The sequence below is a fragment of the Pannonibacter carbonis genome, from assembly GCF_003012935.1.
In the GTDB taxonomy this organism is placed as follows: domain Bacteria; phylum Pseudomonadota; class Alphaproteobacteria; order Rhizobiales; family Stappiaceae; genus Pannonibacter; species Pannonibacter carbonis.
The window spans coordinates 205275-230863 of sequence record NZ_PUDR01000005.1 but is presented as its reverse complement, the minus strand read 5'-3'; the positions used below and the strand labels follow the sequence as shown (position 1 = coordinate 230863).

Here is a 25589-nt window from a genome sequence, read left to right as displayed (position 1 = left end):
GCTTTGGGCTGGCTGTTTTTCAGGGGGGCGGTTATATCGGCGCTTCCCTTGCTACACTCCGAGGACAGAATGCAGACGGTCAGGGTACGGATCACCGCCGACGAACAGGAAGCCAAGCGCATCTATGGCGTGATCGAGCAGGCCTTCGAGGACGAGGGTAACCCGGTCACGGTCTATGAGTTCACCCCGGACGGCAAGACCTGGGCGGTCGAGATCCTGATATTCGGCATGGAGCCGGACGAGGCGATTGCCGAGCTGCTGGCGACGGTCGGGGCTGATGCCTTTGACGCCGTTCCACAGGCGGAGGTGCTGGAGGACCTCAACTGGGTCGAGAAAAGCCTTGAGGGCCTCGCCCCCGTCGCAGCTGGCCGTTTCCTCATTCACGGGGCGCATGACCGCGACAAGCTGCGCTCGGGCATGATCGGTATCGAGATCGAGGCAGCGCTTGCCTTTGGCACCGGTCACCACGGCACCACTGAAGGCTGCCTGCGCGAGATCGACCGGCTGGTCGGCCGCTGGCGCTTCGACCGGATCCTGGACCTTGGCACCGGCACCGGCGTGCTGGCGATTGCCGCCGCCAAGCTTGCCCGTCAGATTGTTGTCGCCACCGATATCGATCCGGTCGCCACGCAGACAGCACAGCAGAATGCGGTCCTCAACGAGGTCCCCCACCTCATCCGCACCTTCACGGCAGCGGGCGTCGAGGACCGGCGCTTTGCCGAGTTCGGTCCGTTTGATCTGGTCATCGCCAACATCCTCGCCCGTCCGCTGATGCAGATGGCGAAGTCGATCTCGGCGCGGATGACTGCCGATGCGACGCTGATCCTGTCAGGTCTGCGCATCGAGGATGGCCCGCGCATCCTGTTTGCCTACAGCACTCAAGGCTTCCGTCTGGCGCGGCGCTGGGAGAAGAACGGCTGGATCACGCTGACCCTGGTGCGCGGCGGCGTCCACGCGCACTGACGTCGACCCGTCACGGGCAAAGAAAAAGGCGGCTGCGGTTCGAAAACCGCATGCCGCCTGTTTTGTCGGATCAAGCCGAACTGATTGCCTGAGTGAACCTCAGAGCAGGGTGCTGGCTGCGCCCTGACGCTTCAGTTCTTCACGGTCATAACCGTAATGGGCCAGCGTGGCGTCGTCGAGCGACAGCAGGTAGCTGTTGACATGGCGCATGGCCTGCTTCTGGCGGGCAGCGATCATGTGGTCGAAGGCGCGACGGAACAGGCCACGGGCCGGGCGGCGACCTTCACCGATAAGACCAGTCGAGGTAGCGGTCGAGAGAGCCATGGTAAAACTCCGTTCTTTCAAGAGGAGCCGGATTACCCGGCCGTTGTTGACCTGAATATGCGCCTCGACCCGTTCTGCGAAAAGGCACGGTTTCGCATGACTGCCCTGCGGATTTCGCATGTGCGAATTGGCTGCATTGCGCTGCAGCAGAGAACTGATTCTTAACCATTTCCCGGTCGCGCTGCTGTGCATTTGGATTGCGCGGCGCGGCGCCTCTGGCTAGTCTTCGGCCATGTTCCAGACCTTTGACACCCCCACCGATCCGAGCGTTGGCCGCCCCCGGCTTGCTGCGCTCAAGGCCGAACTTGCCCGCCGCGGGCTGGATGGCTTCCTCATTCCCCGCGCCGATGCGCACCAGGGCGAGTATGTCCCGCCCTGCGACTGCCGCCTGCAATGGCTGACCGGCTTTGCCGGCTCGGCCGGTGTCGCGGCCGTGCTCGGCGATGCGGCCGCGATCTTCATCGATGGCCGCTACACCCTGCAGGTGCGCGACGAGGTCGACTGCGCCCTGTTCGAGCCGCATCACCTGATCGAGGCGCCGCCGGCCGACTGGCTCGCCGCCCGTCTCAAGCCGGGCATGAAGCTTGGCTTTGATCCGATGCTTCACACGCGGAACGGCACCCGCCGCCTGCGCCAGGTCTGCGCGGCCGCCGGGGCCGAACTGGTGGCGGTCTCGGACAACCCGGTCGATGCGGTCTGGGCCGATCGCCCCGCCGCGCCGATCGGTGGCGTCAGCCTGCAGCCGATGGACAAGGCCGGCGAGGAGGCGAGGGACAAGATCACCCGCATCGCCGCAGCGGTCGCCAAGGCCGGCGCCGATGCCGTGGTCATCACCCAGCCTGATTCCATCGCCTGGCTGTTCAACATCCGCGGCTCGGATGTCATGCACACGCCGATCCCGCTGTCCTTCGCCGTGCTGTCGGCCAAGGGCGAGGCACAGCTCTTCATCGACGGCCGCAAGCTGTCCAACACCGTCCGCGACACGCTGGCCACGCTGACGGATATCGCCGAGCCCTCCGGCTTCTTGGCCGCCCTGTCGGCGCTGGGTGCGGCCGGCCAGAGCGTGCTGGTCGACCCGGATCTCGCCGGCGAGGCCATCGCCACCTGCATCACATCGGCTGGCGGCAAGCTGGTCGAGGGGCCGGATCCGGTCCTGCTGCCCAAGGCGATCAAGAACCCGGTCGAGATTTCTGGCGCCCGCGCTGCACATCTGCGCGATGCTGCCGCCTTCGCCCGGTTCCTGTGCTGGCTGGATGACCACGCCCCGTCCGGCACCCTCGATGAAATCTCCGCTGCCGAAGCCCTGGAACGCTTCCGCGTCGACACCGGCGTGCTCAAGGACATTTCCTTCGACAGCATCTCCGGCGCCGGTGCCAATGGCGCGATCTGCCATTACCGGGTCAACCGGCAGAGCAACATCAAGATCCCCGTCGGCCGGCCGTACCTGATCGATTCCGGCGGCCAATATGAGGATGGCACCACCGACATCACCCGCACCATTGCGGTGGGCGAGATGACGGCAGAGATGAAGCGGCATTTCACGCTGGTGCTGAAGGGCCATATCGGCATCGCCACGGCCCGCTTCCCCGTTGGCACCACCGGCGCGCAGCTCGATACGCTTGCCCGCATCGCCTTGTGGAAGGCCGGTCTCGACTATGACCATGGCACCGGCCACGGCGTTGGCTCCTTCCTGTCCGTGCATGAAGGGCCGCAGCGGATCGCCAAGACCGGCACCCAGCCACTGCGCCCGGGCATGATCCTGTCGAACGAGCCCGGCTATTATCCGGCTGGCGCGTACGGCATCCGCATCGAGAATCTCGAGCTTGTCACCGAGGCGCGCGACATCGCCCACGGCGAACGTCCGATGCTCGGTTTCGAGACGCTGACCCTCGCCCCCATCGACCGCCGCCTCGTCGAGCCCGCGCTCCTGACCGCCGAGGAGCGCGACTGGCTCAACCGCTACCACGCCCGCGTCAACGAGGAGGTCGGCCCCTACCTCGACGCCCGCACCCGCATCTGGCTCGAGGCAGCAACCAAGCCGGTCTGATTGACGACCGGGTGACATCAGGCACCAATGCCGTGGCCACTTCTGCATCTGGAGGTGGCCGCTTGTCTTTTTTACGTCACGAATGAATGGTTGGTACCGGTATGTCTTTTGCTGTCCCGGTGCAGTCATGCGAATGATGTCAGTCCTCAAGGCGCCTGTGTGGGCGCTTGAATTGGCCACGGGTGCCAAGTCCTTTATCGACAACCCGATCCTGGGCAGCCGTGTTCTCAACGAACGTGGCCTTCACGTGAACCGCGTTCGTTTGGCACAACGCATGTCGGCCTGGCGGCGGCGGCGTCTGGCTCATCTCGTCTCGCCGGACGAACAGGCGGCCTATGCCAGAGAGGGCTTCGTTGTCCGTGGCAATGTCTTGCCTGCGGACGGGTATGCAGCCTTGCGGGCGGAGGTGGACTCGACGCTGTTCGACGCCTGGGAAATGCGGCAGGGCAATGCCGTGACCCGGTTCATTCCGCTGCCGCCGGAGGTGTTGACTCATCTGCCCCACCTTCGAGCCTTCGTCACTGGGGCGCCGTTCCAAAACACGCTGAAATATGTTGCCTCAACGGCTGGTGACCCGATTGTCTATTTGCATGTTGTTCTTACCGTGCCGGATGTCGGAGCGCCGGATCCGCAAACCCATTTCCACTCCGACACGTTCCAGCCCACAGCCAAGGCCTGGTACTTTCTTCAGGATGTCCATGAAGATGAGGGCCCCTTCACCTATGTTCCAGGTTCGCATCTCCTGACACCGCAGCGGTTCGAGTTCGAACAGCAACAGAGCCTGCTGGCCGCCAGTCATCCTGACAGGCTGCACGCCCGTGGCTCGTTTCGCATTTCGCGCGAGGAGCTGTCCTTGCGCGGCTTTGCACAACCCGTCAGTTTCGCAGTTCCGGGCAACACGCTCGTCGTTGCAGACACCCATGGCTTCCATGCGCGCGGCGCGAGCCTCAGGCCTTCAGTCCGGATCGCCGTCTACGGCTCGCTTCGGCGCAATCCGTTCCTTCCTTTCACCGGGCTCGATCCGCTGTTGTTGCCAGGGCTAGCCGGACGACAGGGGCAGTTGCATGTCCAGATCATGGACCTGAAGGAGCGACTGACCGGAAAACCCACGTCACACCGCCATGTTGGCAAGGTGAGGGTCGCAGAACCGGCGCGCATCTGAGGCGCGTGCGGCGGTATGACTTTTCACGCCAGATTGACATGAAGCCTTTGGTGCTGCGGAGGGATTTGCTAGGGTTCGCCCGGTTCCCTGGAAACGGGGCAAAAAGACTGAAGGAGGATCCGATGTCCCTGGCAGCCATGCAGGTGCTTGTCCGTCGCAACGAGGCCGGAATCGAGGCCGCCGGTGCGGCACTCTCCGCCCGGTTTCAGGATCGCTGTGCCCGTTCTTCCGCCATCCGCGAGCAGCACGGCCACACCACGTCCTGGCTGCCGAATCAGGCGCCGGACATCGTCGTCTTCGCCGAAAGCACCGAGGAAGTCGCCGAGATCGTGCGCATCTGCGCCGAGCACCGCGTTCCGGTTATTCCGTTCGGCACGGGCTCGTCGCTGGAAGGCCACGTCAATGCCCCCGGCGGGGGCGTGTCGGTGGACGTCTCGCGCATGAACAAGGTGCTGGCCGTTCACGCCGAGGATCTGGATTGCGTGGTGCAGCCGGGCGTCACCCGGTCCCAGCTCAATGCCTATCTGCGCGACACCGGCCTGTTCTTCCCGATCGATCCGGGTGCCGATGCCAGCCTTGGCGGCATGGCGTCCACCCGCGCCTCCGGCACCAATGCGGTGCGCTACGGCACGATGAAGGATGTCGTCCTCGGCCTCACCGTGGTGACTGCCGAGGGCAAGATCATCCACACCGGTGGCCGTGCCCGCAAATCCTCCGCAGGTTATGATCTCACCCGCCTGTTCGTTGGTTCCGAGGGCACGCTCGGCATCATCACCGAGCTGACCTTGCGCCTGTTTGGTCAGCCGGAGGCCATTTCCGGCGGCGTCTGCCCGTTCCCGGATGTGGAAAGCGCCTGCAACGCGGTCATCATGACCATCCAGTCGGGCATCCCGGTCGCCCGCATCGAGCTGCTCGATGCGCTGCAGGTCAGGGCCTGCAACGCCTATTCCGGCCTTGGCCTTGTGGAAACACCAACCCTGTTCCTTGAGTTCCACGGCACCCAGAACGGGGTGAAGGAACAGGCCGAACTGTTCGAGGCCATCGCTGCCGATTGTGGCGGTGGCGCCTTCAAATGGTCGACCCAGGCGGAGGAACGGACCAAGCTCTGGACCGCACGCCACAACGCCTATTTCGCCGGGATCGGCCTTCGCCCCGGCAGCAAGGCTGTCACGACGGATGTCTGCGTCCCCATCTCCCGCCTTGCCGAATGCGTCGCGGCGACAGCCGAGGATATTGCCGCTTCGGGTCTCGTGGCACCGCTGGTCGGTCACGTTGGCGACGGTAACTTCCATGTGATGGTGCTGGTGGATGTCAACGAGCCCAAGGAAATCGCGGCCGCTGAAGCCTTTGTCGAGCGTCTCAACTGGCGCGCCATCGACATGGAGGGCACTTGCACCGGCGAGCATGGCGTCGGTCAGGGCAAGATGAAATACCTCAAGAAGGAACATGGCGAGGCGCTGGACGTCATGCGCACGCTGAAAATGGCGCTTGACCCGCAGAACATCATGAACCCGGGCAAGATCGTCACGGTCTGATCATCTTGATCTGATCTGCAGGGGCGCGCCAGCTGGCTGCGCCCTTGCCGCACTGGAGCCGCAATCGGCTCGAATCCTTCCCGCAGTCCGGTCCGGATCATCTGGCACCGACCTGGCAGAGCCCTTGGAGAACGAAGCTGAACTCGGTCTATATCACGGCAGGCGTGGTCATCATTCTGGCGCTGCTGACGGCGCTGGTCGGGCCGTTCTTTGTCGACTGGACAGCCTATCGTTCCACCTTCGAAACCTATGCCGAAGAGGCTCTGGGCCACAAGGTGACCGTGCTCGGCAAGGCGGACATGAGCCTGTTGCCAGCCCCGACCCTGACCTTCACCGATGTTCGCGTCGGCGAGGCCGAGGATCCGCTGCTGATCGTCTCGCGCTTCCAGATGCGGGTGGAATTGCCGCCCCTGTTGAAGGGCGAGATCCGGGTTCTCGACATGCGGCTGGAACGGCCGCAGCTGACCCTTGCGATGGATGAATATGGCCGGCTCGACTGGCTGACGGACAACACCCGCCCGGCCGGCCTGGCGCGGCTGGATCCGAAGAACATCGCATTTGACCAGATCGAAATCGACAACGGCTCGATCACCTTGCTTGATGCCCGCGACAGTTCCAGCCAGAAGGTCGAGAACGTCAACGTTGCTGTCAGCGCCCGGTCGCTCAAGGGGCCGTTCAAGGTTGATGGCAGTCTTGTGCATGAGGGCAAACCCTATTCCCTGCGCCTCACGACAGGAGAGCGGCTTGCAGACGGGCCTATGCGTTTGCGGGCCGAGCTTGTTCCTGCCCTCCAGCCACTACAATTGATCGTCGACGGGGCCGTTACACAGGATGCGGGTGCGCCGGGCTTTGACGGCCGGTTTACCGTCGCTTCAGTCGGGAGCGTGACGGACGCCGGCGTCTGGCGCGCGGAAGGGCAGGCCGTCGTCGGCGCTGCCGGCCTGACGATTCCCTCGTTTGAACTGCGCATGGGGCCTGAGGATCGCGCCATCAGTCTCAAGGGCGATGGCAGGGTCGAACTGGCCGCGCCGAGACGCTTTGAAATCCGGGCCAGTGCCAAGCAGGTCGACCTTGACCGTATTCTCGGCGAAGGTCCGCAGAAGCCCGTGGGACTGGCTGCCGCCCGCGACGGTGTCCTGGCTCTTATCGCGGATATTCCGGCAGCTCCGATTCCGGGTCAGATCGAACTCGATGTGCCGGCGATTGTTGTCGGCGGCGGGATCATCCAGTCGACGCGGCTGGATCTGGAAACTGTCGTTGGTGGCTGGCGGATTGCGCGGCTGGCCGCTCGATTGCCCGGTCGCACCGAACTGGCAACCCAGGGTGAAATCACCACCAGTCGCGAGATGTCTTATGCCGGGACGGTGTCGCTGAACTCTGCGCAGCCGCAGACGCTGGTTGCCTGGCTCAACAGGACTGCGGCCGGCGTGTCAGCCGGCGGGCCGATCGGAGTGGACGGACGGGTTGCACTCCAGCGCGGCGGCTGGTCACTCACCGGAGCAACCCTTGATCTGGCCGGCGCACGCGCGACAGGTTCGATGTCCTACGAGGCCAACGGATCAGGACGCGGGCGTTTTGCCGCCAGTCTTGATGCCAACCGGCTGGATTTTGATGAACTTGCCAGCCTCAGCGGGCTGGTTCGCCAGCCCGAAGTTACCGGCGCGCTGGTGTCCTCCGACATTTCCCTCCGCCTGTCAGCCCGGGAGCTGTCCATACGCGGCATTGACGGCAAGTCCCTGTCGCTTGAGGCCGCGCTCGCGGGGGATGACCTGACGATCTCCAGTCTGTCGGCGGCGGACTTTGCCGGCGCGAGGATCGAGGCCAGTGGTTCGATCGACAACATCTCAACCTCGCCGTCAGGGCTCATCACGGCGGAAGTGGACGCCAGGTCGCTCGCTGGCATTGTTGCCCTTGCCGAAGACCTGGCTCCGGCATCTCCCATAACGCTCCAGCTGATGCGAGCGGCCGATCATCTGGTTCCAGCGCAGCTTGCAGCACGGCTCGAAGCGAAGGCGACCGCTGATGGCAGCGACACTGATCTGCGCATTTCAGGCAAGGCCGCAGGCGCCGAATTGGAGCTGTCCGCCCGCTTTGCCGGCAGGACCGATGCCTGGCGTGACGGCGATGTGGCCGCGAGCCTGCGCCTGAAAGGGCCTGATGCGGCCGTCCTGGTACGGCAGATCGGCCTGGATATCGACACCGAGGGGAGCCTGAATGCGGGACAAATCGAGGCACGGCTGAATGGTCGTCCTTCGGAAGGCATGGCCATGAGCGTGCTGGCGCGGGCAGGGAATGCCAGGCTGGACGCCACGGGAGAGCTTCAGTTCGTCGAGGGCTCGCAGCCGCGTTATGCTGCGGAGGTGAAGACGAAGGTGGAGGATCTGGCGCCCATCGCCTTGCTGTGGGGTAAGGTTCTGCCGGTGCTGTCCGGGGAGATCGGCGCTGATTTCACCTTCGAACTGGTTGGCGAAGGCACCAACCTGACCCTGGATGATCTGAAGGGACAGTTTGCCGGAGCCGAGGTCAAAGGGCGTCTGGCCGGCAATTTGCGGCCCGGCGATGCCTCCGGCCTGCGGCGTCTGACGGGAGCGCTTGATTTTTCGGCCCTGGATCTCAGGGTCCTGTCGGAATTGCTGCTCGGCGCGGATCAATGGCTGCAGCCTGAGGAGAGCGAGATCTGGCCGAAGGCCGCGTTTGGTCCCTTGCAGTTGCCGCATCTGGATCTGGGGCTGGACTTGCGCGCTACGGAGACCTTTGTCTCCGATGATGTCGTTTTTGGTCCGCTGACCGCTAAACTCCGGCTCAAGCCCGATCTCTTGCGGTTGGAGGGCATTGAAACCACCTTGGCAGGGGGAAGCATTACCGGGCAGTTCGCTCTCACTCGCACTGGGCCGGAGGCTGCGCTGAGCGGTACGCTGCAGGTTGCCGGTGCCCGGCTGGAAGATCTCGTCTGGCGTCCGTCCGGACGGGCGTCGGCAACCGGCGGTCTTGATCTGTCCGGTGAGTTTCAGGGAACCGGACGCTCGATCTCTGCCGTTGTTGCCAATCTCTCTGGTGGCGGGACCCTGCAACTGACCGACGCCGAGTTGCGCTCGATGAATCCGGCCGCCTTCGGTCTGGTCATTCGGGCTGCCGATGCTGGCCTTGCGCTTGAGGACGACAAGATCCGGGAGGTCTTCGCCAGCCAGTTGGATGCTGGATCGCTCGCCCTCAAACGTCTGGATGGCAGCCTTGTTCTTAACGGCGGCCGGCTTGCCCTGCGCAATGTCGCCGTTGACGCGGACGACGTCGGCCTGTCCGGTCAGGCGCTGGTCAACCTCAATGACTGGACGCTCGACAGCGACATCACCTTGAAGGTGGAGGCTGGCCTTGACGCCGTCGCAGGCGCCGAGCCGCAGGCAGCGCTGTTGTTCAGCGGCCCGCTGTCCGAGCCAGAGCGGCGGATCGACGTTGCCCCCTTCACAGCTTTCCTGACCTTGCGCGCCTTCGAGCAGGAGGTGGAACGGGTCGAGCGGCTTCAGGCCGAGATCCTCGAGCGGGACCGATTGATGCGCGAAGTGAAGTATTTCCGCGAGGAGGCCCTGCGCCGCCAGCAAGAACGTGCGGCGAGCCTGATCCCCGTTGCCCCCGCAGAGCCTGCAGCGCCTGCTGAAGCGCCGGCTCCTGCTGCCCCGCAGCGGCAAGGCACAGCTCAGCCGCCCGCCGCAACGGCAACGCAGAAGAATGGCGATGCCATCGGCGATCTTCTCAATTTTGAAAGCCGCATCCGTTCCACGCTGGATGCCCGCACTCCTGCAAACGCCCCCGCCAGTGACCGTGCAACTTCATCCGCCGTCCTCCCGCCGCTCGAGCCGGCTCGCGAAATTGGTTCGTTGACGGGGCCGCAGCAGGTTCTGGAGAGTGCTGACCCCTTGCGGCTGGTTCCGCCGGAAGTCTCCCAGCCAGTGCCGCAGGCGACCCAGAGGCCCCGCCCGGCAGCGCAAGCAGCACAGGCGCCGGTGCAGCCCGGTCCGCGTTACGTGACCGATCCGAACGGCCTCGTCATCACCTATCCGGCACCACGCAACTGAGGTCCGGCACTGCAGATCCAGTGTTCCGGCATGCTGTTTGACGAGCGGTCCATGCAGGGGGGCCGTTTGTCGCGTTTTGGGTGGGCTTTGGGGTGCATGTGGCACTGAATTGTCGGATGAGGGGTCTCGCGGATACGTCCGCTCACTGGCCGGTCTTGCGCTGCAGCAGATACCGGATGACATGCACCCTCGCCGCCGAGGACAGGGGTTGATCGGGAGAACGTTGGCTGTCGATCAGGTCGATCAATCCCGCCAGAGAGCGTTGTTCCTGCTCGGTAATTTCGTCGAGGACCTGCCAGAACTCGGGCTCCAGCGCCAGTGACGTCCGATGCCCTTTGAGACTCAGGGAGCGTTTGACGAAGGTCATCCTCACAGCACCTTCAGCAGGGTCCTGTCTTCATGACACAGGATAAGCCGGATCGTCCGCTTCGCAAGCTGGAACCAGCTGCTGGCCGCCGAAAGCCGGTCAAGTGTCAGGAGAGTTGTCAGGACGTTTGTCAGCAGCACCTTCCGGATCGGCAGCGTCACCGCCGACGTCGAGGTGGTGACCGTCCAGATGTTTGCGGGCCTTGTCCTGCCGCGCTTGCGTCAGTTCGCGTTCCGACCGGGTTTGGCCGAATTTTCGGCGGTTTTCCGCCGCGTCCGCCTCTTTTTTCGAGCGGTCCCGCTGCTTGCGGGCCTGGCGCAGATTGATGATGTCACCGGCCATGGCCCGACCTGTCAGGTCTTCTTGCGGAAAGCATCAAGGGAGACAACGGCCGCACCACCGTCTTCCGGCTTGCCAGGCTCGTCCTTGGCCTCAGCTTTTGCCTCGGACTTCGAGGCAGCTTCGCGCTTCGTCTTTGCCGGCTTCTCGTCCGAGCGGGTTTCCAGACTGGTGGCCGTCTCAAGCCGCGTCAGTTCGCCGACGGCTTCGAGCAGGTCATCCGGGATCGGTTCGGCCGTCTTGCCCGGTTCGAACTCGAGCGCAAACTGGACCGAGGGATCGAAGAAACCCTTTATCGCACTGTAAGGAACCAGCAATTTCTCCGGGATGCCACCAAAGGACAGTCCGACCTCGAAGGCGTGTTCGCCGATGGCGAGGTCCCAGAACTGGTGCTGAAGGACGATGGTCATCTCGTTCGGGTAGCGCTCTTTCAGCCGCGAGGATACCCGCACGCCTGGCGCATTGGTGTCGAACGCGATGTAGAAATGATGCTCGCCCGGCAAGCCGGTGCGCCCGACTTCGGCCAGGATCTTCTTCACTGCCCCACGAAGGGCATCCTGCACGAGAATGTCATAACGGAGCAGGTCTTCTGCCATGGTCGTCGTCCGCCGGAATCGTCTCTAGTCTCGTCGCACCTTGGCGTCAGCGACCCGAAAAGGGAAGCCAGATGCGTCCGGTTCGTAGTCCAACTTCCCACCAATGCAGCGCGAAAAACACAAGCGCAACCCGGCAAAAGGAAGTGGAGGCTTCTGTTGCCAGGTGCCTCCGGACCCCGCCTGCCGGTGCTACCCGTCAGGACTTTAAGTGGACAACCCGCACCGCATTACGCGGCGAGAGCGACGTCCTGAGCATAGTTGTCATTGGCAACTACAGATTTGGTCCGATATCGGTGGTACCATGCCGAGCGAAAGCCCAGTCTTTACACCCTCGTCGATCCTATTTCGCCCCCGCCGAAACTCACCTTGAAGAGATGGGCTTGGGTGGAGGCGCCGGGTACCGCCCCCGGGTCCGAAAGGCTTATTCCACTGACAATTTATCGCCATAGCCGGCAAGCCGGCACGCTCAATATAGAAGCTGAGGACAAGGATTGAAAGGGGGAGGCTAAAAGGACTGTGGAGCGACTCGCCTTGCCGCGGGTATTGTCCTGGCAGATCAGTCCGCGCCGTTTGCATCGGTTCGCGGACCGGGATAGACCGCCCGCAGGATGAGCCCCTGCGGGACCTGAAAAGCGAGGCAAGCCGTGCAGCAATATCACGACCTGATGCGCCGCATTCTTGAGGAGGGGACGGACCGGGGGGACCGGACCGGAACCGGCACGCGCTCTGTCTTTGGTCATCAGATGCGGTTTGATCTTTCCAGGGGGTTCCCGGTGGTGACCACCAAGAAGCTGCATCTGAAGTCGATCATCCATGAGCTTCTGTGGTTCCTCGCCGGTGACACAAACATTGCCTATCTGAAGGCCAACGGGGTCAGCATCTGGGACGAGTGGGCTGATGCCAACGGGGATCTCGGTCCTGTCTATGGCGCGCAGTGGCGCTCCTGGCCTGCACCCGACGGTCGGTCGATCGACCAGATCGCCAATCTTCTCACGATGATAAAGACCTCGCCCAACTCGCGGCGGCTGATCGTGTCGGCGTGGAACCCGGCCGAGGTGGACAACATGGCCTTGCCGCCCTGCCATGCCCTGTTTCAGTTCTATGTTGCCGATGGCCGCTTGTCCTGCCAGCTGTACCAGCGCTCCGCCGATGTCTTCCTCGGCGTGCCGTTCAATATTGCGTCCTATGCGCTCCTGACCTTGATGGTGGCGCAGGTTTGTGACCTTGAGCCCGGCGACTTCGTCCATAGCCTGGGCGATGCGCATCTCTATGCCAATCACTTCGACCAGGCCAGACTGCAGCTCAGCCGCGAGCCACGTGCCCTGCCGGTGATGAAGCTCAATCCCGATGTGCGAGACCTCTTTGCGTTTCGCTACGAGGACTTTGAGCTGGTGGGCTATGATCCACATCCGGCGATCAAGGCGCCGATTGCCGTCTGACCTGTCAACTCTCTGAGACTGAAGGAAAATCCATGTCCCTGCGCCACCGGACCCGCTGTCTGCTTCTTGCCGCGCTTGCCCTGTCCTGTTCTGAATTCGGGACGGCGCCAGCCCGGGCGGATACAGGCGCGGTGCTGGTCATCGCCCATCGGGGGGCGTCGGGCTATGTGCCCGAACATACGCTGGCAGCCAAGGCGATGGCCCATGCCATGGGCGCTGACTATATCGAGCAGGATGTCGTGCTGTCGAAGGATGGAATTCCGGTGGTGCTGCATGACATCACGCTGAATGCGACGACGAATGTTGCGGAGATTTTTCCAGGCCGCGCCCGGGCAGACGGGTTGTTCTATGCCATCGACTTCCTGCTCGCCGAGCTGAAGCAGCTGGATGTGCTGGAGCGCGGCAACAGGCAGGGGGAGCAGGCATTCAAGGGCCGTTTTCCGCGCCAGAAGACCGGGCTGACCATACCGACGCTTGCCGAGGAACTGGCGTTCATCCGGGGCATGAACGCGTCGACCGGCCGGGTTGCCGGGATCTATCCGGAACTGAAATCGCCCGCCTTCCACCGCGAGGAAGGGCATGACCTGGCTGCGGCGGTTTTGCGTGTGCTGGAAGATGCGGGTTATAGCGCCGACGATGCGGTCTATCTGCAATCCTTTGATTTCAGCGAGATCAAGCGGGTTCGGAATGAGCTTGGCTACAAGGGTAAGCTGGTGCAGCTGATCGGCGAGAACGCCTGGAACATGGCTCCGGGAACCGACTATGACCAATTGCGCAAGCCGGAAGGACTGAAGGAAATTGCGTCTGTCGCCAATGGCATCGGCCCTTCGTTGACCCAGGTCCTGACCGATGACAACAAGGACGGGATCGCCGAGGTGACATCGCTGGTGGCGGATGCGAAGGCCGCCGGCCTTGAGGTGCATCCCTACACCTTCCGCGCCGACCGACTGCCGCCCTTTGCCGCGACTTTTTCGGAACTGATCCAGCTTGCTGTCGAGACAGCCGGGGTCGACGGGCTGTTTACCGATCAACCAGATCAGGCCCGTGCGGCACTGGGTAAGTAAGGCAGGTCGGCAATGGACAGGCGCCTGAGCATCGTCCTGGTGGCAGCCGTTGCTGAAAATGGCATCATCGGGGCAGGCAACACCATGCCCTGGCATATTCCGTCTGATCTCAAGCATTTCAAGGCCTTGACCCTTGGCCGGCCGGTCATCATGGGCCGGAAGACGTTCGAAAGCCTTGGCCGCCCCCTGCCGGGACGGTTCAACATCGTCGTCAGTCGGGGAGCGGCACAATTGCCCGAGGGAGTTGCGAGGGCAACATCGCTTGAAGAGGCGCTTGGATTGGCGGCGCAGCGGGCTGAGCAGGATGGAGTGGACGAAATCATGGTGATTGGCGGTGGCCAGCTCTATGCTGCGGCGCTGCCACTGGCCGACAGGCTGGAGATCAGCCGTGTCCATGCCGAGCCGGAAGGGGATACGGTGTTTCCGGAAATTGATGCGGCACTCTGGACCGTGAAGTCGGCTGTGCCCGGCCTTCGCGACGAGCGTGATACGGCCGAGGTGTCCTATCTGACATTTGAGCGCCGATTGGGCCCTGCGGATACCAGCTCTCTCATCACATCAGGGCGAGGAGATGACCGGCATGACACATGAAGTGCAAAGCGACACACTGGCATCGACCTGGTACCGCTTTGATGAGCTTGGTGCCCATCGGCTTCACGACTTGTTGAAACTGCGGGTGGATGTATTCGTTGTGGAACAGCAATGTGCCTATCCCGATATCGATGGGCTTGATCCGAAAGCTGATCATCTTCTGCTGGAAACACCAGGCGGACAGATCGCTGGATGTCTCAGGTGCTTTGCGCCTGGTGCCTTGGGCGAGGTCGAGGTTCGGCTTGGCCGTATCATTGTGGCGCCGGCGTTTCGCGGGCTGCGGCTGGGAGATCGCTTGATGCAACTGGCGATCGAACGGACACAGCAGGCCTTTCCGTCAGCCGATATCGTCCTGTCGGCACAGGCGCATCTGGAACGGTTTTATGCAGGGCATGGGTTTTGTCCCTATGGTGAAACCTATCTTGAGGACGGGATACCGCATGTGCACATGCGGCGCGACGCTTCGACCACTTGAGGAATGGGGCTGAAAAGCTTGAAATTTGGGGTGAAGAGCCCCAATTCCGGCAGTGCGTGGGCTGCAAGACGCGGTTTGGATTGTGGGGTCCATTTCCCGAGTGAAGTGGTAACCTCGCCCTAACCCCTTGCAGGGCACAAACCGTTAGATCAACCAGGAAGCTGTGTCTGACAGTTTCCCGACGAAGGAAGACCTTATGCCTTGGAGCAACCAGAGTGGTGGCGGCGGCGGCTGGAAGGGCGGCGGCAATGCCGGTGGTCCCTGGGGCAGCGGCGGTGGAAATGGCGGCGGCCCGTGGGGTGGTGGCCCCAATCGTGGCGGTGGCAATACGCCGCCTGATCTCGAGGAATTGCTCAAGCGTACCCAGGACCGCATGAAGACCGTGCTGCCGGGCGGTGGCGGCAACCTCGGCGCAAAAGGGATTGCGCTGGTGGGCGTGGTTCTGGTTGGTGTCTGGCTGGCGACGGGACTTTACTCCGTGGCGCCGGATCAGGTTGGTGTCGAGCTAGTGCTCGGCGAAGTGACCGACCAGACACAGCCGGGCCTCAACTACAACTGGCCTTATCCGATTGGCCAGGTCGAGACCCCGGGCGTGCTGCAGGTCCGGGAAATGACCGTCGGCATGGAAGAGTTCGTTACCGGTGGCACTGTGCGCTCGCGTGATGTCCCGGAGGAAAGCCTGATGCTGACCGGCGATGAAAACATCGTCGATGCCGATTTCAAGGTCCAGTGGCGCATCCGGAACACCCGTGAGGGCGTCTCTGACTATCTGTTCAACATCCAGAACCCCGAAGGCACGGTAAAGGCAGTTGCCGAGAGTGCCATGCGCGAGGTGGTTGGTGCTTCGGACATTGATGCGATCCTGACGGAAAACCGTGCTCCTATCCAGATTGCGGTGCAGGATCTGATGCAGAAGACGCTGGATGACTATCGTGCCGGCATCGACATCATCAATGTGCAGATGCAGAAGGTCGATCCGCCGCAGCAGGTCATCGATGCCTTTCGCGATGTTCAGGCCGCCCGCGCCGACCAGGAGCGTATCCAGAACGAGGCCCAGACCTACGCCAACCGGATCGTTCCGGAAGCCCGTGGTGAATCGGCCCGCGTGATCGAAGCCGCAACCGCCTACCGCGACCAGACAGTCGCCGAGGCGACCGGTCAGGCGCAGCGCTTCACCAAGATCTATGACGAGTATAAGAAGGCTCCTGATGTGACACGCGAGCGTCTCTACCTGGAGACCCTTGAACGTGTGCTCGGTTCCAACCCCAAGATCATCATTGACCAGAAACAGAACAGCGAAGGCGTTGTGCCCTTCCTGCCGCTCAATGAACTCTTGAACCGCTCGCAGGGTCAGTCCTCTGCACCGGCAGCCCGCAGCAGCGTAGGAGCCCAGTGATGAAGAACGGTCTTCTTGGCCTCGTTGGCGTTGTCGTGGCCCTGGCTGCCTTCGCCGTCTATCTCTCGATCTATATTGTCAGTCCGACGCAGCAGGCGCTTGTCCTGCAGTTCGGTAAGGTAATTTCTGCCACCCAGCAGTCCGGCCTGCATTTCAAGCTGCCGCTGGTCCAGAACGTGATCTATCTCGACAAGCGGATCCTCGACCTCAACATGCCGCCGCTTGAAGCGATTGCCTCCGACAAGAAGCGTCTTGTGGTTGATGCCTTTGCACGCTACCGCATCTCCGATCCGGTGCTGTTCTTCCAGCGCGTCAACAACGTCTCGGCTGCCAACCAGCGGCTGTCGACGCTGCTGCAGTCGTCGCTGCGTTCTGAACTCGGCAAGGCCTCGTTCACTGCGGTGGTGCGCGACGATCGCGCCGGTATCATGGGCAAGATCCGCCGGGATGTCGGCGTCAGCGCCTCGGAACTCGGCATCGAGATCGTCGATGTGAAGGTCCGCCGCGCCGATCTGCCTGAAGCCAACAGCCAGGCCGTGTTCAACCGGATGCAGACGGAACGTCAGCGGGAAGCAACCGAGATCCGCGCCCAGGGTGAAGAGCAGGGTCGCCGTATCCGCTCGCGCGCTGAACGTGATGCAACGGTTCTGGTCGCCGAGGCCCGTCGTGACGCGGAAATCATCCGTGGTGATGGTGATGCTTTGCGTAACGGCATCTTTGCCGAGGCGTTTGGGGTGGATCCGGATTTCTTCGGTTTCTACCGCTCGATGCAGGCCTATGAGGCAGGGCTGCGCTCCGGCGATACCAGCCTGATCCTGTCACCGGATTCGAGCTTCTTCCGGTATTTCAACAATCCAGCTGGGGCCGGTCAGCCGGCGCAGGCCCTGCCGGCGCAATGACCGACCTTGTGGTCGCACTTGGACTGGTGCTGGTGCTGGAGGGGATCCTCTATGCACTGGCACCAGAGAATATGAAGACCATGATGCGCAAGGTCCTGGAAGCTCCCGACCAGACCCTCAGGCTTGCCGGGCTCGTCGCAGCTGGAGCGGGTGTGTTGCTGGTCTGGTTCGTGCGCGGATGATTTTTTAAGGCGGCGGTGGCGATGTCGAACTGCCGCCATTTTGTCGTATGAATGTGGTGCAGACGGGTGGCTTGAAGCCGCTACGAGCTCTTGGGATGGAAGGACAAAGGCCGATGGCCCTCATGTTCGCTCGCAAACAAATTGCACGTGGGGCAGGGGCCGCGATGGCGGCCATTGTCGCGTTCTCGCTGGCCGGCGCTCCGCCGGCATTCGCCCAGGTTCAGGGGCCGGCCTCGGTCGCAGATCTTGCCGAGAAACTGGCCGATGCGGTGGTGAATATCTCCACCTCGCAGACTGTGAAGGCGCAGCGCTCGATTCCTTTGCCCAAAGTGCCGGACGGCTCGCCGTTCCAGGAGTTTTTCGAGGAGTTTTTCAACCGCCAGCAGCAGGGTGAGGGCGAAGGCGACGGGCAGCCGCGCCGCGTTCAGTCGCTGGGATCCGGCTTTGTCATCGATGGCAAGGAAGGCATCATCATCACCAACAATCACGTCATCGAAGGGGCCGATGAAATCACGGCGAACTTCAACGACGGGTCGAAGCTGAAGGCAGAGCTTATCGGCCGGGACGAGAAGACCGACCTAGCCGTGCTCAAAGTCACGCCGGTCAAGGAACTGACCGCCGTTGCCTTCGGCGACAGCGAAAAGATCCGCGTCGGCGACTGGGTGATGGCAATCGGCAACCCGTTCGGGCTTGGCGGAACCGTGACTGTCGGTATCGTGTCGGCGCGCAATCGTGACATCAACTCCGGGCCCTATGACAATTTCATCCAGACCGATGCCTCGATCAACCGGGGCAACTCGGGCGGGCCGCTGTTCGACATGGCCGGCAATGTGATCGGGATCAACACGGCGATCATTTCGCCGTCGGGCGGCTCGATCGGGATCGGCTTTGCTATCCCGGCGAAGACGGCCACAGCTGTTATTGCGCAATTGCGCGAGTTTGGTGAGACCCGCCGCGGCTGGCTCGGCGTGCGGATCCAGGAAGTGACCGACGAAATTGCCGAAAGCCTTGGCATGGACAAGGCGATCGGTGCGCTTGTTGCCGGCGTTTCCGAAAACGGTCCGGCGGCTGCTGCCGAAATCCTGCCGGGTGATGTGATTGTCGAGTTTGACGGCAACGAAGTGCCGAGCATGCGTGACCTGCCGCGAATGGTTGCGGACACTGCAATCGGCAAGGCTGTCGATGTGGTCGTGTTGCGCAAGGGAGAGCGGGTCAATCTGAAAGTTACACTCGGCCGTCTTGAAGAGGCCGAAGCTGGTACCGAGGGTGATGCAGACAAGCCGGCCAAAGTCGAGCCGGCAGTCGTCAGCGAAGTGCTCGGCATGAAGCTGGCCACCTTGGATGATCAACTGCGCCAGAAGTTCCAGATCGAAGCCGGTGTTGAAGGCGTCGTGGTGACTGAAGTCACGCCCGGCAGTGCTGCGGAAGAAAAGCGGGTACAGGCGGGTGACACGATCAAGGAAGTCGCGCAGGAGGCAGTGAAAGCACCGCAGGATGTCCTGGCCCAGATTGAAAAGCTGAAGAAGGAAGGGCGTAAGTCGGCCTTGCTGCTTCTGGCAAATCCGACCGGAGAACTTCGCTTCGTGCCGGTTCGTATCGAGGACAAGTGAACGGCGGGACGTTGTTGATTTGATTGGTATTTGGGAGGGCGAGGCGAAAGCTTCGCTCTCTTTCTTTTTTATTACATTTTTCCGAATTATGCCTCAGGGTTAATAAAGTATATCGTCACTATTCCCGGTGGTCCTTTACGGAAATTATAGCAAGTCGGGCTATTCTTGCCTCTGGTTATGCCTCTCCGGGCGAAGGAGAGGGCCAAAGGGAATGCCTGGGCGGCCCGCTCGATCCGAGTTGGCGCGCGCATGGCATGGTGGGACGACTGAATGTTTTTTGGTGTGCCAAAGCTGAGCTTGCCACGGGCGAAGAGGCTGCGGGTGGTCATGACTGCCATCGGGGCTGTCCTTGTCCTGCTCATCGGAACGCTTGGCGTGGTCAGCACACAGCAGATTCTTGCGGTCTCGCATGGCATCCGCCTGATCAACGAGACGACAGGGCCGCTCTATACGGACGCCTTGCGGGCCTCTGCGGCTCTGCAGCACGTCAACTCCCTGTCGCGCAACCTTATCGATGAGTGTTTCAACCGGACGGGAGCCGATGTCAGTCGGTCCATCTTTGCGCTGCGCAATGCGGATTTCACCGATATCGAAGCCTTCCGCAGCCATGCGGAGAAGGTCCGCCTCGACGAACTCGGACGCAACCTGATCGGCGCGCAGAGCGAACTCGTCGGGATCCAGCGTCAGATCATCAATGTCTGCGAAGCACGGCAAACCAACCGCGAACGCCTGCTGCGAGCGGAAGAGGAGATCCGGTTCAGCCTGACGCGTCTAGATATCGCTGTCGCCGGACTGCTGGAGCAGAGCGACAAGACGATCAGCGGCAGCCTCGACGATGCGGAACGCGTGTTCCGGCAGACGCAGGGCATGGACAATGAACTTCTCCGCCTTGGAGCCATCCTTGTCGGGGACTGGCCCTTGGTGCGCGGATCCTATGACTTGCGCCTGCATGCCCAGAAGCTGCGGGACAGCCTGCTGGGGGATGCCTATCCTGCCAGCAGCCAGAGCCTGGCGCTGGTTGTTCAGGGGCAGGTCGAGGAATTGACGGCGTTGCGCCGTCATGTCCTCAAGATCACCCCCTGGCTCAAGAGCCGCGGCCAGTCTGAGTTTGTGCAGCATCTGGAAGAGATCCTGTCCCGGATATCCGATGAACTCATCGGCATGAATGGTCTGCGGGATGTGCTGATGCAGAACGTCCACATCGGCGAGCGGGTGCTGACGACGACGCGCCTGCTGCGGCTGAACGAGTACCGCCTGTCGAAAATGCTGCAGAAACTTGCGATCTGGGCGAAGCTTGAAAATCAGGATTCTGTCGAACGGATTTCGCAGAAAATCGATAGCAGCCTGGTCACGATTATCGGCGTTGCCACTTTCGCCGCCCTTGCCTGTATTGCCGCCGTCCTGGCATTCGGGGCGCTGGTCACCCGGCCCATCGAGAAACTGACGGCTTGTGTCCGCCGGCTGCGCAGCGAAGGTGGCTATGCGCATCACTTGCCCGAACGGCTTCTCAGCCGGCCGGATGAAATCGGCTCTCTTGCAACCTCCTTTGACAATCTGATGCGCTCACTCGAACAGGCCCGGCTGGATCTGCTCGCCGCATCCCGGCTTGAAGTCCGCCAGCAGTTCGATCGGTTGAAGTCGGCAGTGGAGAGCATTCCGCAAGGTATTCTGTTGACGGGACCAGACGAGCGCATCCTTCTTGCAAACGGTAATTTCCGTGCACTTTTCGGCTTGACTGAAGAGGATGTTCAGCCCGGAACGGACTTGCAGGTGATCATTGCCCGTTGCAAGCAAAATGGCGCGGTGGTGCTGGCTGATGACAATGAGCGGACTGCGGAGCTTCATCCACATTTCTTCCTGAGCAGCCAGCGGATCGTCAGCATCAGGGGGGAGCGCACGATCGTGGTCACGACCGCGATTACGCCGGAGGGCGGGACTGTCGCCGTCCATGAGGACGTGACGGAACGGCGAAAGCAGGAAGAGAAAATCTCCTACCTGGCTCATCATGATGCGCTGACTGGCCTGCCGAACCGGGTGCTGTTTCGTGAGCAACTGGTCGAGACGCTCGCGGCCTGCCAGACCAGCGGTGCTGCTGCTGCCCTGCTATATCTCGACCTTGATCAGTTCAAGACAGTCAATGATACGCTGGGACATCCCATTGGCGATCGGCTGCTGATTGCCGTTGCAGAGCGGTTGCGCGAAGAGCTAGGCGATAGCGGACATGTTGCGCGGCTTGGCGGTGATGAATTTGCGGTCCTGCTCGTTGACCGGTCGAGCCCGACGCGAGCCGCCGAACTTGCCGATCGGTTCATCTCGGCCATTGGCGAGCCCTACGACATCAGTGGTCATTGCATCTTCATCGGCGTTTCGATCGGCATCGCAAATGCTCCTGTCGACGGGGATGATGCGGATCTCCTGATGAAGCATGCGGACATGGCGCTATATCGGGCGAAGCAGGATGGCCGCAACGTGCATCGCTTCTTTGAAGGGGCCATGGACAAGGAGATCCAGGCGCGCCGGGAACTGGAAATCGACTTGCGCCATGCGCTTGCCAATGACGAGTTCCTGCTGCATTTCCAGCCTCTGTTCAATCTGCAGGGCGGACAGATCGAAGGCTTCGAGGCCTTGCTGCGCTGGCCGCATCCGCGTCTGGGCTTCATTTCTCCTGCCGAGTTCATTCCAATAGCCGAGGAAACCGGCCTGATCAGCGGCATCGGGACATGGGTCTTGCGAAAGGCCTGCGAGGAGGCAGCCAGGTGGCCCAGCCATATTCGCGTCGCGGTCAATGTCTCCCCGGTGCAGTTCCGCACGAAAACCCTCGTTCTGGAGGTCATCGCAGCACTTGGCGCATCAGGTCTGAGTGCCAACCGGCTCGAGGTCGAAATCACCGAAGGTGTCTTGTTGCAGGATACCGATGCTACCCTGTCGATCCTGTCGGATCTGCAGCGGCTTGGTGTCCGCATCGCAATGGATGATTTCGGCACGGGCTATTCTTCGCTCAGCTATCTGCGCAAGTTCCGCTTCGACAAGGTCAAGATCGACCGCGCTTTCGTCCAGGATCTCAACAAGGGGGATGACAAACTTGCCGTCGTGCGCGCGGTAACCGGTCTTTGCACGAGCCTCGGCATCGCGACAACGGCCGAAGGTGTCGAAAGCGAAGAACAACTGCTCGCTTTGAAGGCCGAGGGCTGCACCCAGGCGCAGGGCTACTACACCGGCCGGCCAATGCCGGCGCAACAGGCAACAACTCTTCTGATGCAGCAGGAAGTCATGGGGATGAGCGTCCAGAGCTTCGGAGCGCCAGTCGTTGCAGGCAGCTGATCAGGGTGCGGTCCGGCCTCAGACCGAAAAGTCTGAGGCAGAATAACCCTGGAAGTAGAGCAGCGCAGTCAGGTCGCCGTGGTCAACCCGGGCATCAGCCTCCGCTGCGACCTTTGGCTTGGCATGATAGGCCACTCCGAGCCCGGCACGGGCGATCATCGCCAGATCATTTGCCCCATCACCGACGGCCAAGGTGTCGTTCATCGACAGGCCGAGTTCCTCGGTGAGCTGCTCCAGTCGTTCCCGCTTGGCTTCGCGCCCGAGGATCGGCTCCCGCACCACACCAGCCAGCTTGCCATCGGCAACTTCCAGAATATTGGCGCGGTTCTCGTTGAAGCCGATCCGCTCGCCAACGGGGCCGGTGAACAGCGTGAAGCCGCCCGAGACCAGCGCGCAGTAGGCGCCGTGCGCCCGCATGGTCCGGACCAGTTCGCGCGCACCCGGCGTCAGGGTGATGCGGGTGTCGAGAACCCGGGTCACTGCGTCCAGCGGCAGGTCTTTCAGGAGGGCCACCCGCTCTCGCAGGGCTGGCTCGAACTCCAGTTCACCGCGCATCGCCCGCTCGGTGATCTCTGCAACGTGGTCCTTCAGCCCGACCTCAGCTGCCAGTTCGTCGATACATTCCTGGCCGATCATCGTCGAATCCATATCGGCGATCAGCAGACGCTTGCGTCGGCCCTCAATCGGCTGCACATGGACATCAATCGCCAGATCAGCCAGAAGATCGCGCAGGCGTGCGTCTGCCTCAGTTGCGGACAGCGCGGCATCAACATCAAGATCGGCAGCGATGCCAGCAGCAAGCCATCTGGCCGGCGCAAGTGCGCCAACGGCGGCAGAGGCCCTGGCGACGACCTGATCATCAAGTGCCGGCGTGGCCGGATTGGAAACGAGCGTGGCAACCAGGGACATGGACAAACCTTTCGGCGGAAGCAGCACAGCAGATGCGACTGGCGCGATCCTGATAGCCGGGCCGACCGCCAGCGGCAAGTCTGCCCTGGCTATTGAGCTGGCCGAACGGACGAATGGCGTGGTCATCAATGCGGATTCCATGCAGCTCTATCGCGAACTGCGGCTTGTCACGGCGCGTCCCGATACCAGCGACGAGGCTCGGGTTCCGCACTGGCTCTATGGTGTGCTGCCTTCGTCCGAGGCGTTCTCCACCGGAGCCTGGCTCAAGCGTGTGGCGCAATGCCTGGCCGAGGCGAAGGCAGCGGGACTGCGTCCGATCATTGTGGGAGGCACCGGATTGTATTTCAGGGCGCTGACACACGGGTTTGCCGAGGTGCCGGACGTTGCCGCTGATGTCCGCGCCCGATGCCGGCTGCTTGCGGAGGAGGGCGGCGTAGAAGCGGTCAAGGCTGCACTTCTGCCGCTTGATCCTGACGCGGCCAATCGGCTGATCGATCTGCAGCGACTGACCCGGGCGCTTGAGGTGGTTTTGTCATCCGGCCGGACGCTGGCGAGCTGGCAGGCGGACAAGCCCGGCGCGCCAGTGCTGGAACCTGGAACGTTTGCATCCGTTGTGCTGGCTCCGCCCCGAGCCTGGCTCCACGCGCGCATCGCGCAACGCGCCCGGATGATGCTGGTGCCAGAGGGCGTGGAGGAAGTGCGCTCGCTTCTTGCGCTGGATCTACCAGACACGCTGCCTGCGATGCGGGCCATTGGCATTCGCGAGATCAGCGCCTGGGCCGCTGGGCATCTCGATCCTGAGGAGGCGAAGCAGCAACTGGTGGTGGCAACGCGGCAGTACGCGAAACGGCAGGAGACGTTTTTCCGGGGCCAGCTTGGCGATTGGGTTCGGCTTGATCCGTCAGTTCTGACGGAAAAAGAACAATTTATTCAGACGCATAGCGCTTGGTAGTGTAAACTGTCGCAGCGTCGGGCCGCAAACTTTTCCGCCTTTTGCCTTCCGCATGCCCTTGTATACGCACATTCCCCAGCTATCTCCAGGTTGCCGTTTGAGCCATCAAGCGAGCGTCCAAACGAGGGGTATGGGCATGCAGGAAACTGTTCTGGCGTCCCGGCAGCTCCGGGCCATCGCCTTTTCACAAAACGATCTCCCCGCACTCCAGGCATTGCATGGTGATCCGGAAGTCAACCGCTACCTCGACGGGGATGCCTCCGCCTGGGACCCTGCGCGGCTGGCCAGCCGATTGGTTGATTATGTCACCGGCCATGCGCTGCAGGGCTTCGGAATGTGGAAAATCCTGTCCCGCGAGGGTGAATTCGTCGGCCGTGCCGGGTTCCAGCCGTTTGAGGAAACGTCTGAAATCGAGATGGAAATCGTCATCGCGCGGGAGCATTGGGGCAAGGGCTATGCGCGCGAGCTGGCACCGGCGCTGGTGCGCTGGTTTTTCGACAACACCTACTACAGCCACCTGATCAGCTTCGCCCGCAGTGACCACACGCGGGCGCGGCGAGTGCTGGAACTGGCCGGCATGACCTTTCGCGAACGCCGCCGCATCCGCGACATGCCGCGGGATATCTATCAGGTGCTGAGCCCGGCCATGTGCCGGCTGGTTGCCAATGGCTGACAGCGTCAGCCATTGAGCCTGCGGCTGTCGTCGGGGGCCTCGTCGCGCTCGGTAAGGCCATAGTCCCGCAGAACGGCGGCGACGCGCAACCGGTAGCCTGCGAACATCATCTCCCGTCCAGCCTTTTGCGCCGAACGGTGCTGCGCCAGCCGGCGCCACTCGGCGAGTGCCGCCTCATCGCGCCAGAACGACAGCGAGACGAACTTGCCCGGCGTTGTCACGCTTTCGAAGCGCTCGACCGAGATGAAGCCGTCGATCTTGACAAGCTCGCTCTTCAGCGCGCCGGCGAGGTCGAAATAGGCCGCCACATGCTCGGCGTGTGGCTCGACTTCAAAGATCACGGCAATCACGGCTGGCCCCTTGCTGGCTGTCGACATCCATACGATCCGAAAGCCGGACCAAAGAGCAACGGAAAACCGCGGGCAGCGAACACAAAAGGCCGGGGGCTTGTGCCCCCGGCCTCAGACTGCTTACAAACCTCGACCTCACCGCCGTCATCCCGGCCAAGCGCAGCGCCGAGCCGGGACCGGGGAGTCGAGGCCTCTATCATTCAGTCAGTTAAACCCGGAGAGATCTCGGCTCTCCGGTCCCGGATCTCCGCTTCGCTGCGGCCGGGATGACGATAGAGGGTTTGTCATCAACCTCAGGCCGGGCACTTGCCCGGCCCTTGATTGT

Annotated in this window: 22 protein-coding genes and 1 other RNA gene; 16 read left to right on the top strand and 7 right to left on the bottom strand. The window is 62.3% G+C overall.

Features of this window, described 5'->3' with window-relative positions; translation table 11 throughout:
• The first annotated feature begins 69 nt into the window (after positions 1 to 69).
• Positions 70 to 963, top strand: a complete 894-nt coding sequence (locus C8348_RS09435; protein ID WP_106753065.1) for a 50S ribosomal protein L11 methyltransferase — start codon at positions 70 to 72, stop codon at positions 961 to 963.
• 99 nt (positions 964 to 1062) lie between these two features.
• Here C8348_RS09435 and C8348_RS09430 read toward each other — a convergent pair whose 3' ends face one another.
• A complete protein-coding gene (locus C8348_RS09430; RefSeq protein WP_106753064.1) occupies positions 1063 to 1287 on the bottom strand; it encodes a hypothetical protein in 225 nt (74 codons plus the stop codon).
• A 232-nt stretch (positions 1288 to 1519) separates the two neighbouring features.
• On the opposite strand from C8348_RS09430, the gene C8348_RS09425 reads away from it, so the two are divergent.
• The 4 genes from C8348_RS09425 to C8348_RS09410 all read left to right on the top strand — a co-directional run bounded on the left by C8348_RS09425 (position 1520) and on the right by C8348_RS09410 (position 10101).
• Positions 1520 to 3334 (top strand): aminopeptidase P family protein, encoded by a 1815-nt coding sequence (locus C8348_RS09425; RefSeq protein WP_106753063.1) that lies wholly within the window; start codon positions 1520 to 1522, stop codon positions 3332 to 3334.
• 127 nt (positions 3335 to 3461) lie between these two features.
• Complete coding sequence (locus C8348_RS09420) at positions 3462 to 4496, top strand: phytanoyl-CoA dioxygenase family protein (protein ID WP_106753062.1); 1035 nt, start codon at positions 3462 to 3464, stop codon at positions 4494 to 4496.
• Between the two features lie 122 nt (positions 4497 to 4618).
• Positions 4619 to 6031, top strand: coding sequence for an FAD-binding oxidoreductase (locus C8348_RS09415; protein ID WP_106753061.1), 1413 nt, complete (start codon positions 4619 to 4621; stop codon positions 6029 to 6031).
• A gap of 44 nt (positions 6032 to 6075) precedes the next feature.
• On the top strand, positions 6076 to 10101 hold the full coding sequence (locus C8348_RS09410; protein WP_106753060.1) for an AsmA family protein: 4026 nt from the start codon (positions 6076 to 6078) through the stop codon (positions 10099 to 10101).
• Between the two features lie 142 nt (positions 10102 to 10243).
• Here the strand turns inward: C8348_RS09410 and C8348_RS09405 are convergent, their stop codons facing one another.
• From C8348_RS09405 to ssrA, 4 genes are all read right to left on the bottom strand, one after another.
• Positions 10244 to 10468, bottom strand: a complete 225-nt coding sequence (locus C8348_RS09405; protein WP_106753059.1) for a ribbon-helix-helix domain-containing protein — start codon at positions 10466 to 10468, stop codon at positions 10244 to 10246.
• A gap of 99 nt (positions 10469 to 10567) precedes the next feature.
• Complete coding sequence (locus C8348_RS09400; RefSeq protein ID WP_106753058.1) at positions 10568 to 10810, bottom strand: DUF4169 family protein; 243 nt, start codon at positions 10808 to 10810, stop codon at positions 10568 to 10570.
• A gap of 11 nt (positions 10811 to 10821) precedes the next feature.
• The gene (locus tag C8348_RS09395; RefSeq protein ID WP_106753057.1) at positions 10822 to 11403 is read right to left on the bottom strand and encodes an SspB family protein; all 582 of its coding nucleotides are present in this window, start codon (positions 11401 to 11403) and stop codon (positions 10822 to 10824) included.
• A 142-nt stretch (positions 11404 to 11545) separates the two neighbouring features.
• Positions 11546 to 11904: a transfer-messenger RNA gene (gene ssrA / locus C8348_RS09390) on the bottom strand.
• Positions 11905 to 12047: 143 nt separating this feature from the next.
• On the opposite strand from ssrA, the gene C8348_RS09385 reads away from it, so the two are divergent.
• From C8348_RS09385 to C8348_RS09345, 9 genes are all read left to right on the top strand, one after another.
• Complete coding sequence (locus C8348_RS09385; RefSeq protein WP_106753056.1) at positions 12048 to 12842, top strand: thymidylate synthase; 795 nt, start codon at positions 12048 to 12050, stop codon at positions 12840 to 12842.
• 32 nt (positions 12843 to 12874) lie between these two features.
• Positions 12875 to 13906, top strand: a complete 1032-nt coding sequence (gene glpQ / locus C8348_RS09380; protein ID WP_106753055.1) for a glycerophosphodiester phosphodiesterase — start codon at positions 12875 to 12877, stop codon at positions 13904 to 13906.
• Positions 13907 to 13918: 12 nt separating this feature from the next.
• Positions 13919 to 14497: a dihydrofolate reductase gene (locus C8348_RS09375; protein ID WP_106753054.1), complete on the top strand. Its 579-nt coding sequence runs from the start codon at positions 13919 to 13921 to the stop codon at positions 14495 to 14497.
• On the top strand, positions 14478 to 14972 hold the full coding sequence (locus C8348_RS09370) for a GNAT family N-acetyltransferase (protein WP_244293971.1): 495 nt from the start codon (positions 14478 to 14480) through the stop codon (positions 14970 to 14972). The genes C8348_RS09375 and C8348_RS09370 overlap by 20 nt, the downstream gene beginning before the upstream one ends.
• Before the next feature lie 196 nt (positions 14973 to 15168).
• Entirely contained in the window at positions 15169 to 16368 is a 1200-nt protein-coding gene (hflK, locus tag C8348_RS09365; protein ID WP_106753052.1) for an FtsH protease activity modulator HflK, read from the top strand.
• The gene (gene hflC, locus C8348_RS09360; protein ID WP_106753051.1) at positions 16368 to 17267 is read left to right on the top strand and encodes a protease modulator HflC; all 900 of its coding nucleotides are present in this window, start codon (positions 16368 to 16370) and stop codon (positions 17265 to 17267) included. Before hflK ends, hflC begins: the two co-directional genes overlap by 1 nt.
• Positions 17264 to 17449: a DUF2065 domain-containing protein gene (locus C8348_RS09355; protein ID WP_106753050.1), complete on the top strand. Its 186-nt coding sequence runs from the start codon at positions 17264 to 17266 to the stop codon at positions 17447 to 17449. Before hflC ends, C8348_RS09355 begins: the two co-directional genes overlap by 4 nt.
• 164 nt (positions 17450 to 17613) lie before the next feature.
• Entirely contained in the window at positions 17614 to 19059 is a 1446-nt protein-coding gene (locus C8348_RS09350) for a Do family serine endopeptidase (protein ID WP_244293970.1), read from the top strand.
• Between the two features lie 327 nt (positions 19060 to 19386).
• The gene (locus C8348_RS09345) at positions 19387 to 22380 is read left to right on the top strand and encodes a putative bifunctional diguanylate cyclase/phosphodiesterase (RefSeq protein ID WP_198646984.1); all 2994 of its coding nucleotides are present in this window, start codon (positions 19387 to 19389) and stop codon (positions 22378 to 22380) included.
• A gap of 18 nt (positions 22381 to 22398) precedes the next feature.
• Here C8348_RS09345 and serB read toward each other — a convergent pair whose 3' ends face one another.
• Positions 22399 to 23289, bottom strand: a complete 891-nt coding sequence (gene serB / locus C8348_RS09340) for a phosphoserine phosphatase SerB (RefSeq protein WP_106753047.1) — start codon at positions 23287 to 23289, stop codon at positions 22399 to 22401.
• Here serB and miaA point away from each other — a divergent pair.
• Together miaA and C8348_RS09330 are read left to right on the top strand one after the other, a co-directional pair.
• The gene (gene miaA / locus C8348_RS09335; protein WP_106753046.1) at positions 23288 to 24241 is read left to right on the top strand and encodes a tRNA (adenosine(37)-N6)-dimethylallyltransferase MiaA; all 954 of its coding nucleotides are present in this window, start codon (positions 23288 to 23290) and stop codon (positions 24239 to 24241) included. The two genes, serB and miaA, sit on opposite strands and share 2 nt — an antisense overlap.
• Before the next feature lie 136 nt (positions 24242 to 24377).
• Positions 24378 to 24914: a GNAT family N-acetyltransferase gene (locus C8348_RS09330; RefSeq protein ID WP_106753150.1), complete on the top strand. Its 537-nt coding sequence runs from the start codon at positions 24378 to 24380 to the stop codon at positions 24912 to 24914.
• 5 nt (positions 24915 to 24919) lie between these two features.
• Here the strand turns inward: C8348_RS09330 and C8348_RS09325 are convergent, their stop codons facing one another.
• The gene (locus tag C8348_RS09325) at positions 24920 to 25264 is read right to left on the bottom strand and encodes an antibiotic biosynthesis monooxygenase family protein (protein ID WP_106753149.1); all 345 of its coding nucleotides are present in this window, start codon (positions 25262 to 25264) and stop codon (positions 24920 to 24922) included.
• Positions 25265 to 25589: the final 325 nt, after the last annotated feature.

What these genes read in the sequence shown, in the direction of transcription:
- C8348_RS09345 (WP_198646984.1), top strand. Translation starts at nt 19,387, where the DNA reads ATGACTGCCATCGGGGCTGTCCTTGTCCTGCTCATCGGAACGCTTGGC.
- C8348_RS09375 (WP_106753054.1), top strand. Translation starts at nt 13,919, where the DNA reads ATGGACAGGCGCCTGAGCATCGTCCTGGTGGCAGCCGTTGCTGAAAAT.
- C8348_RS09435 (WP_106753065.1), top strand. Translation starts at nt 70, where the DNA reads ATGCAGACGGTCAGGGTACGGATCACCGCCGACGAACAGGAAGCCAAG.
- C8348_RS09355 (WP_106753050.1), top strand. Translation starts at nt 17,264, where the DNA reads ATGACCGACCTTGTGGTCGCACTTGGACTGGTGCTGGTGCTGGAGGGG.
- serB (WP_106753047.1), bottom strand. Translation starts at nt 23,289, where the DNA reads ATGTCCCTGGTTGCCACGCTCGTTTCCAATCCGGCCACGCCGGCACTT.
- C8348_RS09400 (WP_106753058.1), bottom strand. Translation starts at nt 10,810, where the DNA reads ATGGCCGGTGACATCATCAATCTGCGCCAGGCCCGCAAGCAGCGGGAC.
- C8348_RS09350 (WP_244293970.1), top strand. Translation starts at nt 17,614, where the DNA reads ATGGCGGCCATTGTCGCGTTCTCGCTGGCCGGCGCTCCGCCGGCATTC.
- C8348_RS09420 (WP_106753062.1), top strand. Translation starts at nt 3,462, where the DNA reads ATGCGAATGATGTCAGTCCTCAAGGCGCCTGTGTGGGCGCTTGAATTG.
- C8348_RS09370 (WP_244293971.1), top strand. Translation starts at nt 14,478, where the DNA reads ATGACCGGCATGACACATGAAGTGCAAAGCGACACACTGGCATCGACC.
- C8348_RS09415 (WP_106753061.1), top strand. Translation starts at nt 4,619, where the DNA reads ATGTCCCTGGCAGCCATGCAGGTGCTTGTCCGTCGCAACGAGGCCGGA.
- hflK (WP_106753052.1), top strand. Translation starts at nt 15,169, where the DNA reads ATGCCTTGGAGCAACCAGAGTGGTGGCGGCGGCGGCTGGAAGGGCGGC.
- C8348_RS09330 (WP_106753150.1), top strand. Translation starts at nt 24,378, where the DNA reads ATGCAGGAAACTGTTCTGGCGTCCCGGCAGCTCCGGGCCATCGCCTTT.
- C8348_RS09395 (WP_106753057.1), bottom strand. Translation starts at nt 11,403, where the DNA reads ATGGCAGAAGACCTGCTCCGTTATGACATTCTCGTGCAGGATGCCCTT.
- C8348_RS09425 (WP_106753063.1), top strand. Translation starts at nt 1,520, where the DNA reads ATGTTCCAGACCTTTGACACCCCCACCGATCCGAGCGTTGGCCGCCCC.
- hflC (WP_106753051.1), top strand. Translation starts at nt 16,368, where the DNA reads ATGAAGAACGGTCTTCTTGGCCTCGTTGGCGTTGTCGTGGCCCTGGCT.
- C8348_RS09405 (WP_106753059.1), bottom strand. Translation starts at nt 10,468, where the DNA reads ATGACCTTCGTCAAACGCTCCCTGAGTCTCAAAGGGCATCGGACGTCA.
- glpQ (WP_106753055.1), top strand. Translation starts at nt 12,875, where the DNA reads ATGTCCCTGCGCCACCGGACCCGCTGTCTGCTTCTTGCCGCGCTTGCC.
- miaA (WP_106753046.1), top strand. Translation starts at nt 23,288, where the DNA reads ATGGACAAACCTTTCGGCGGAAGCAGCACAGCAGATGCGACTGGCGCG.
- C8348_RS09430 (WP_106753064.1), bottom strand. Translation starts at nt 1,287, where the DNA reads ATGGCTCTCTCGACCGCTACCTCGACTGGTCTTATCGGTGAAGGTCGC.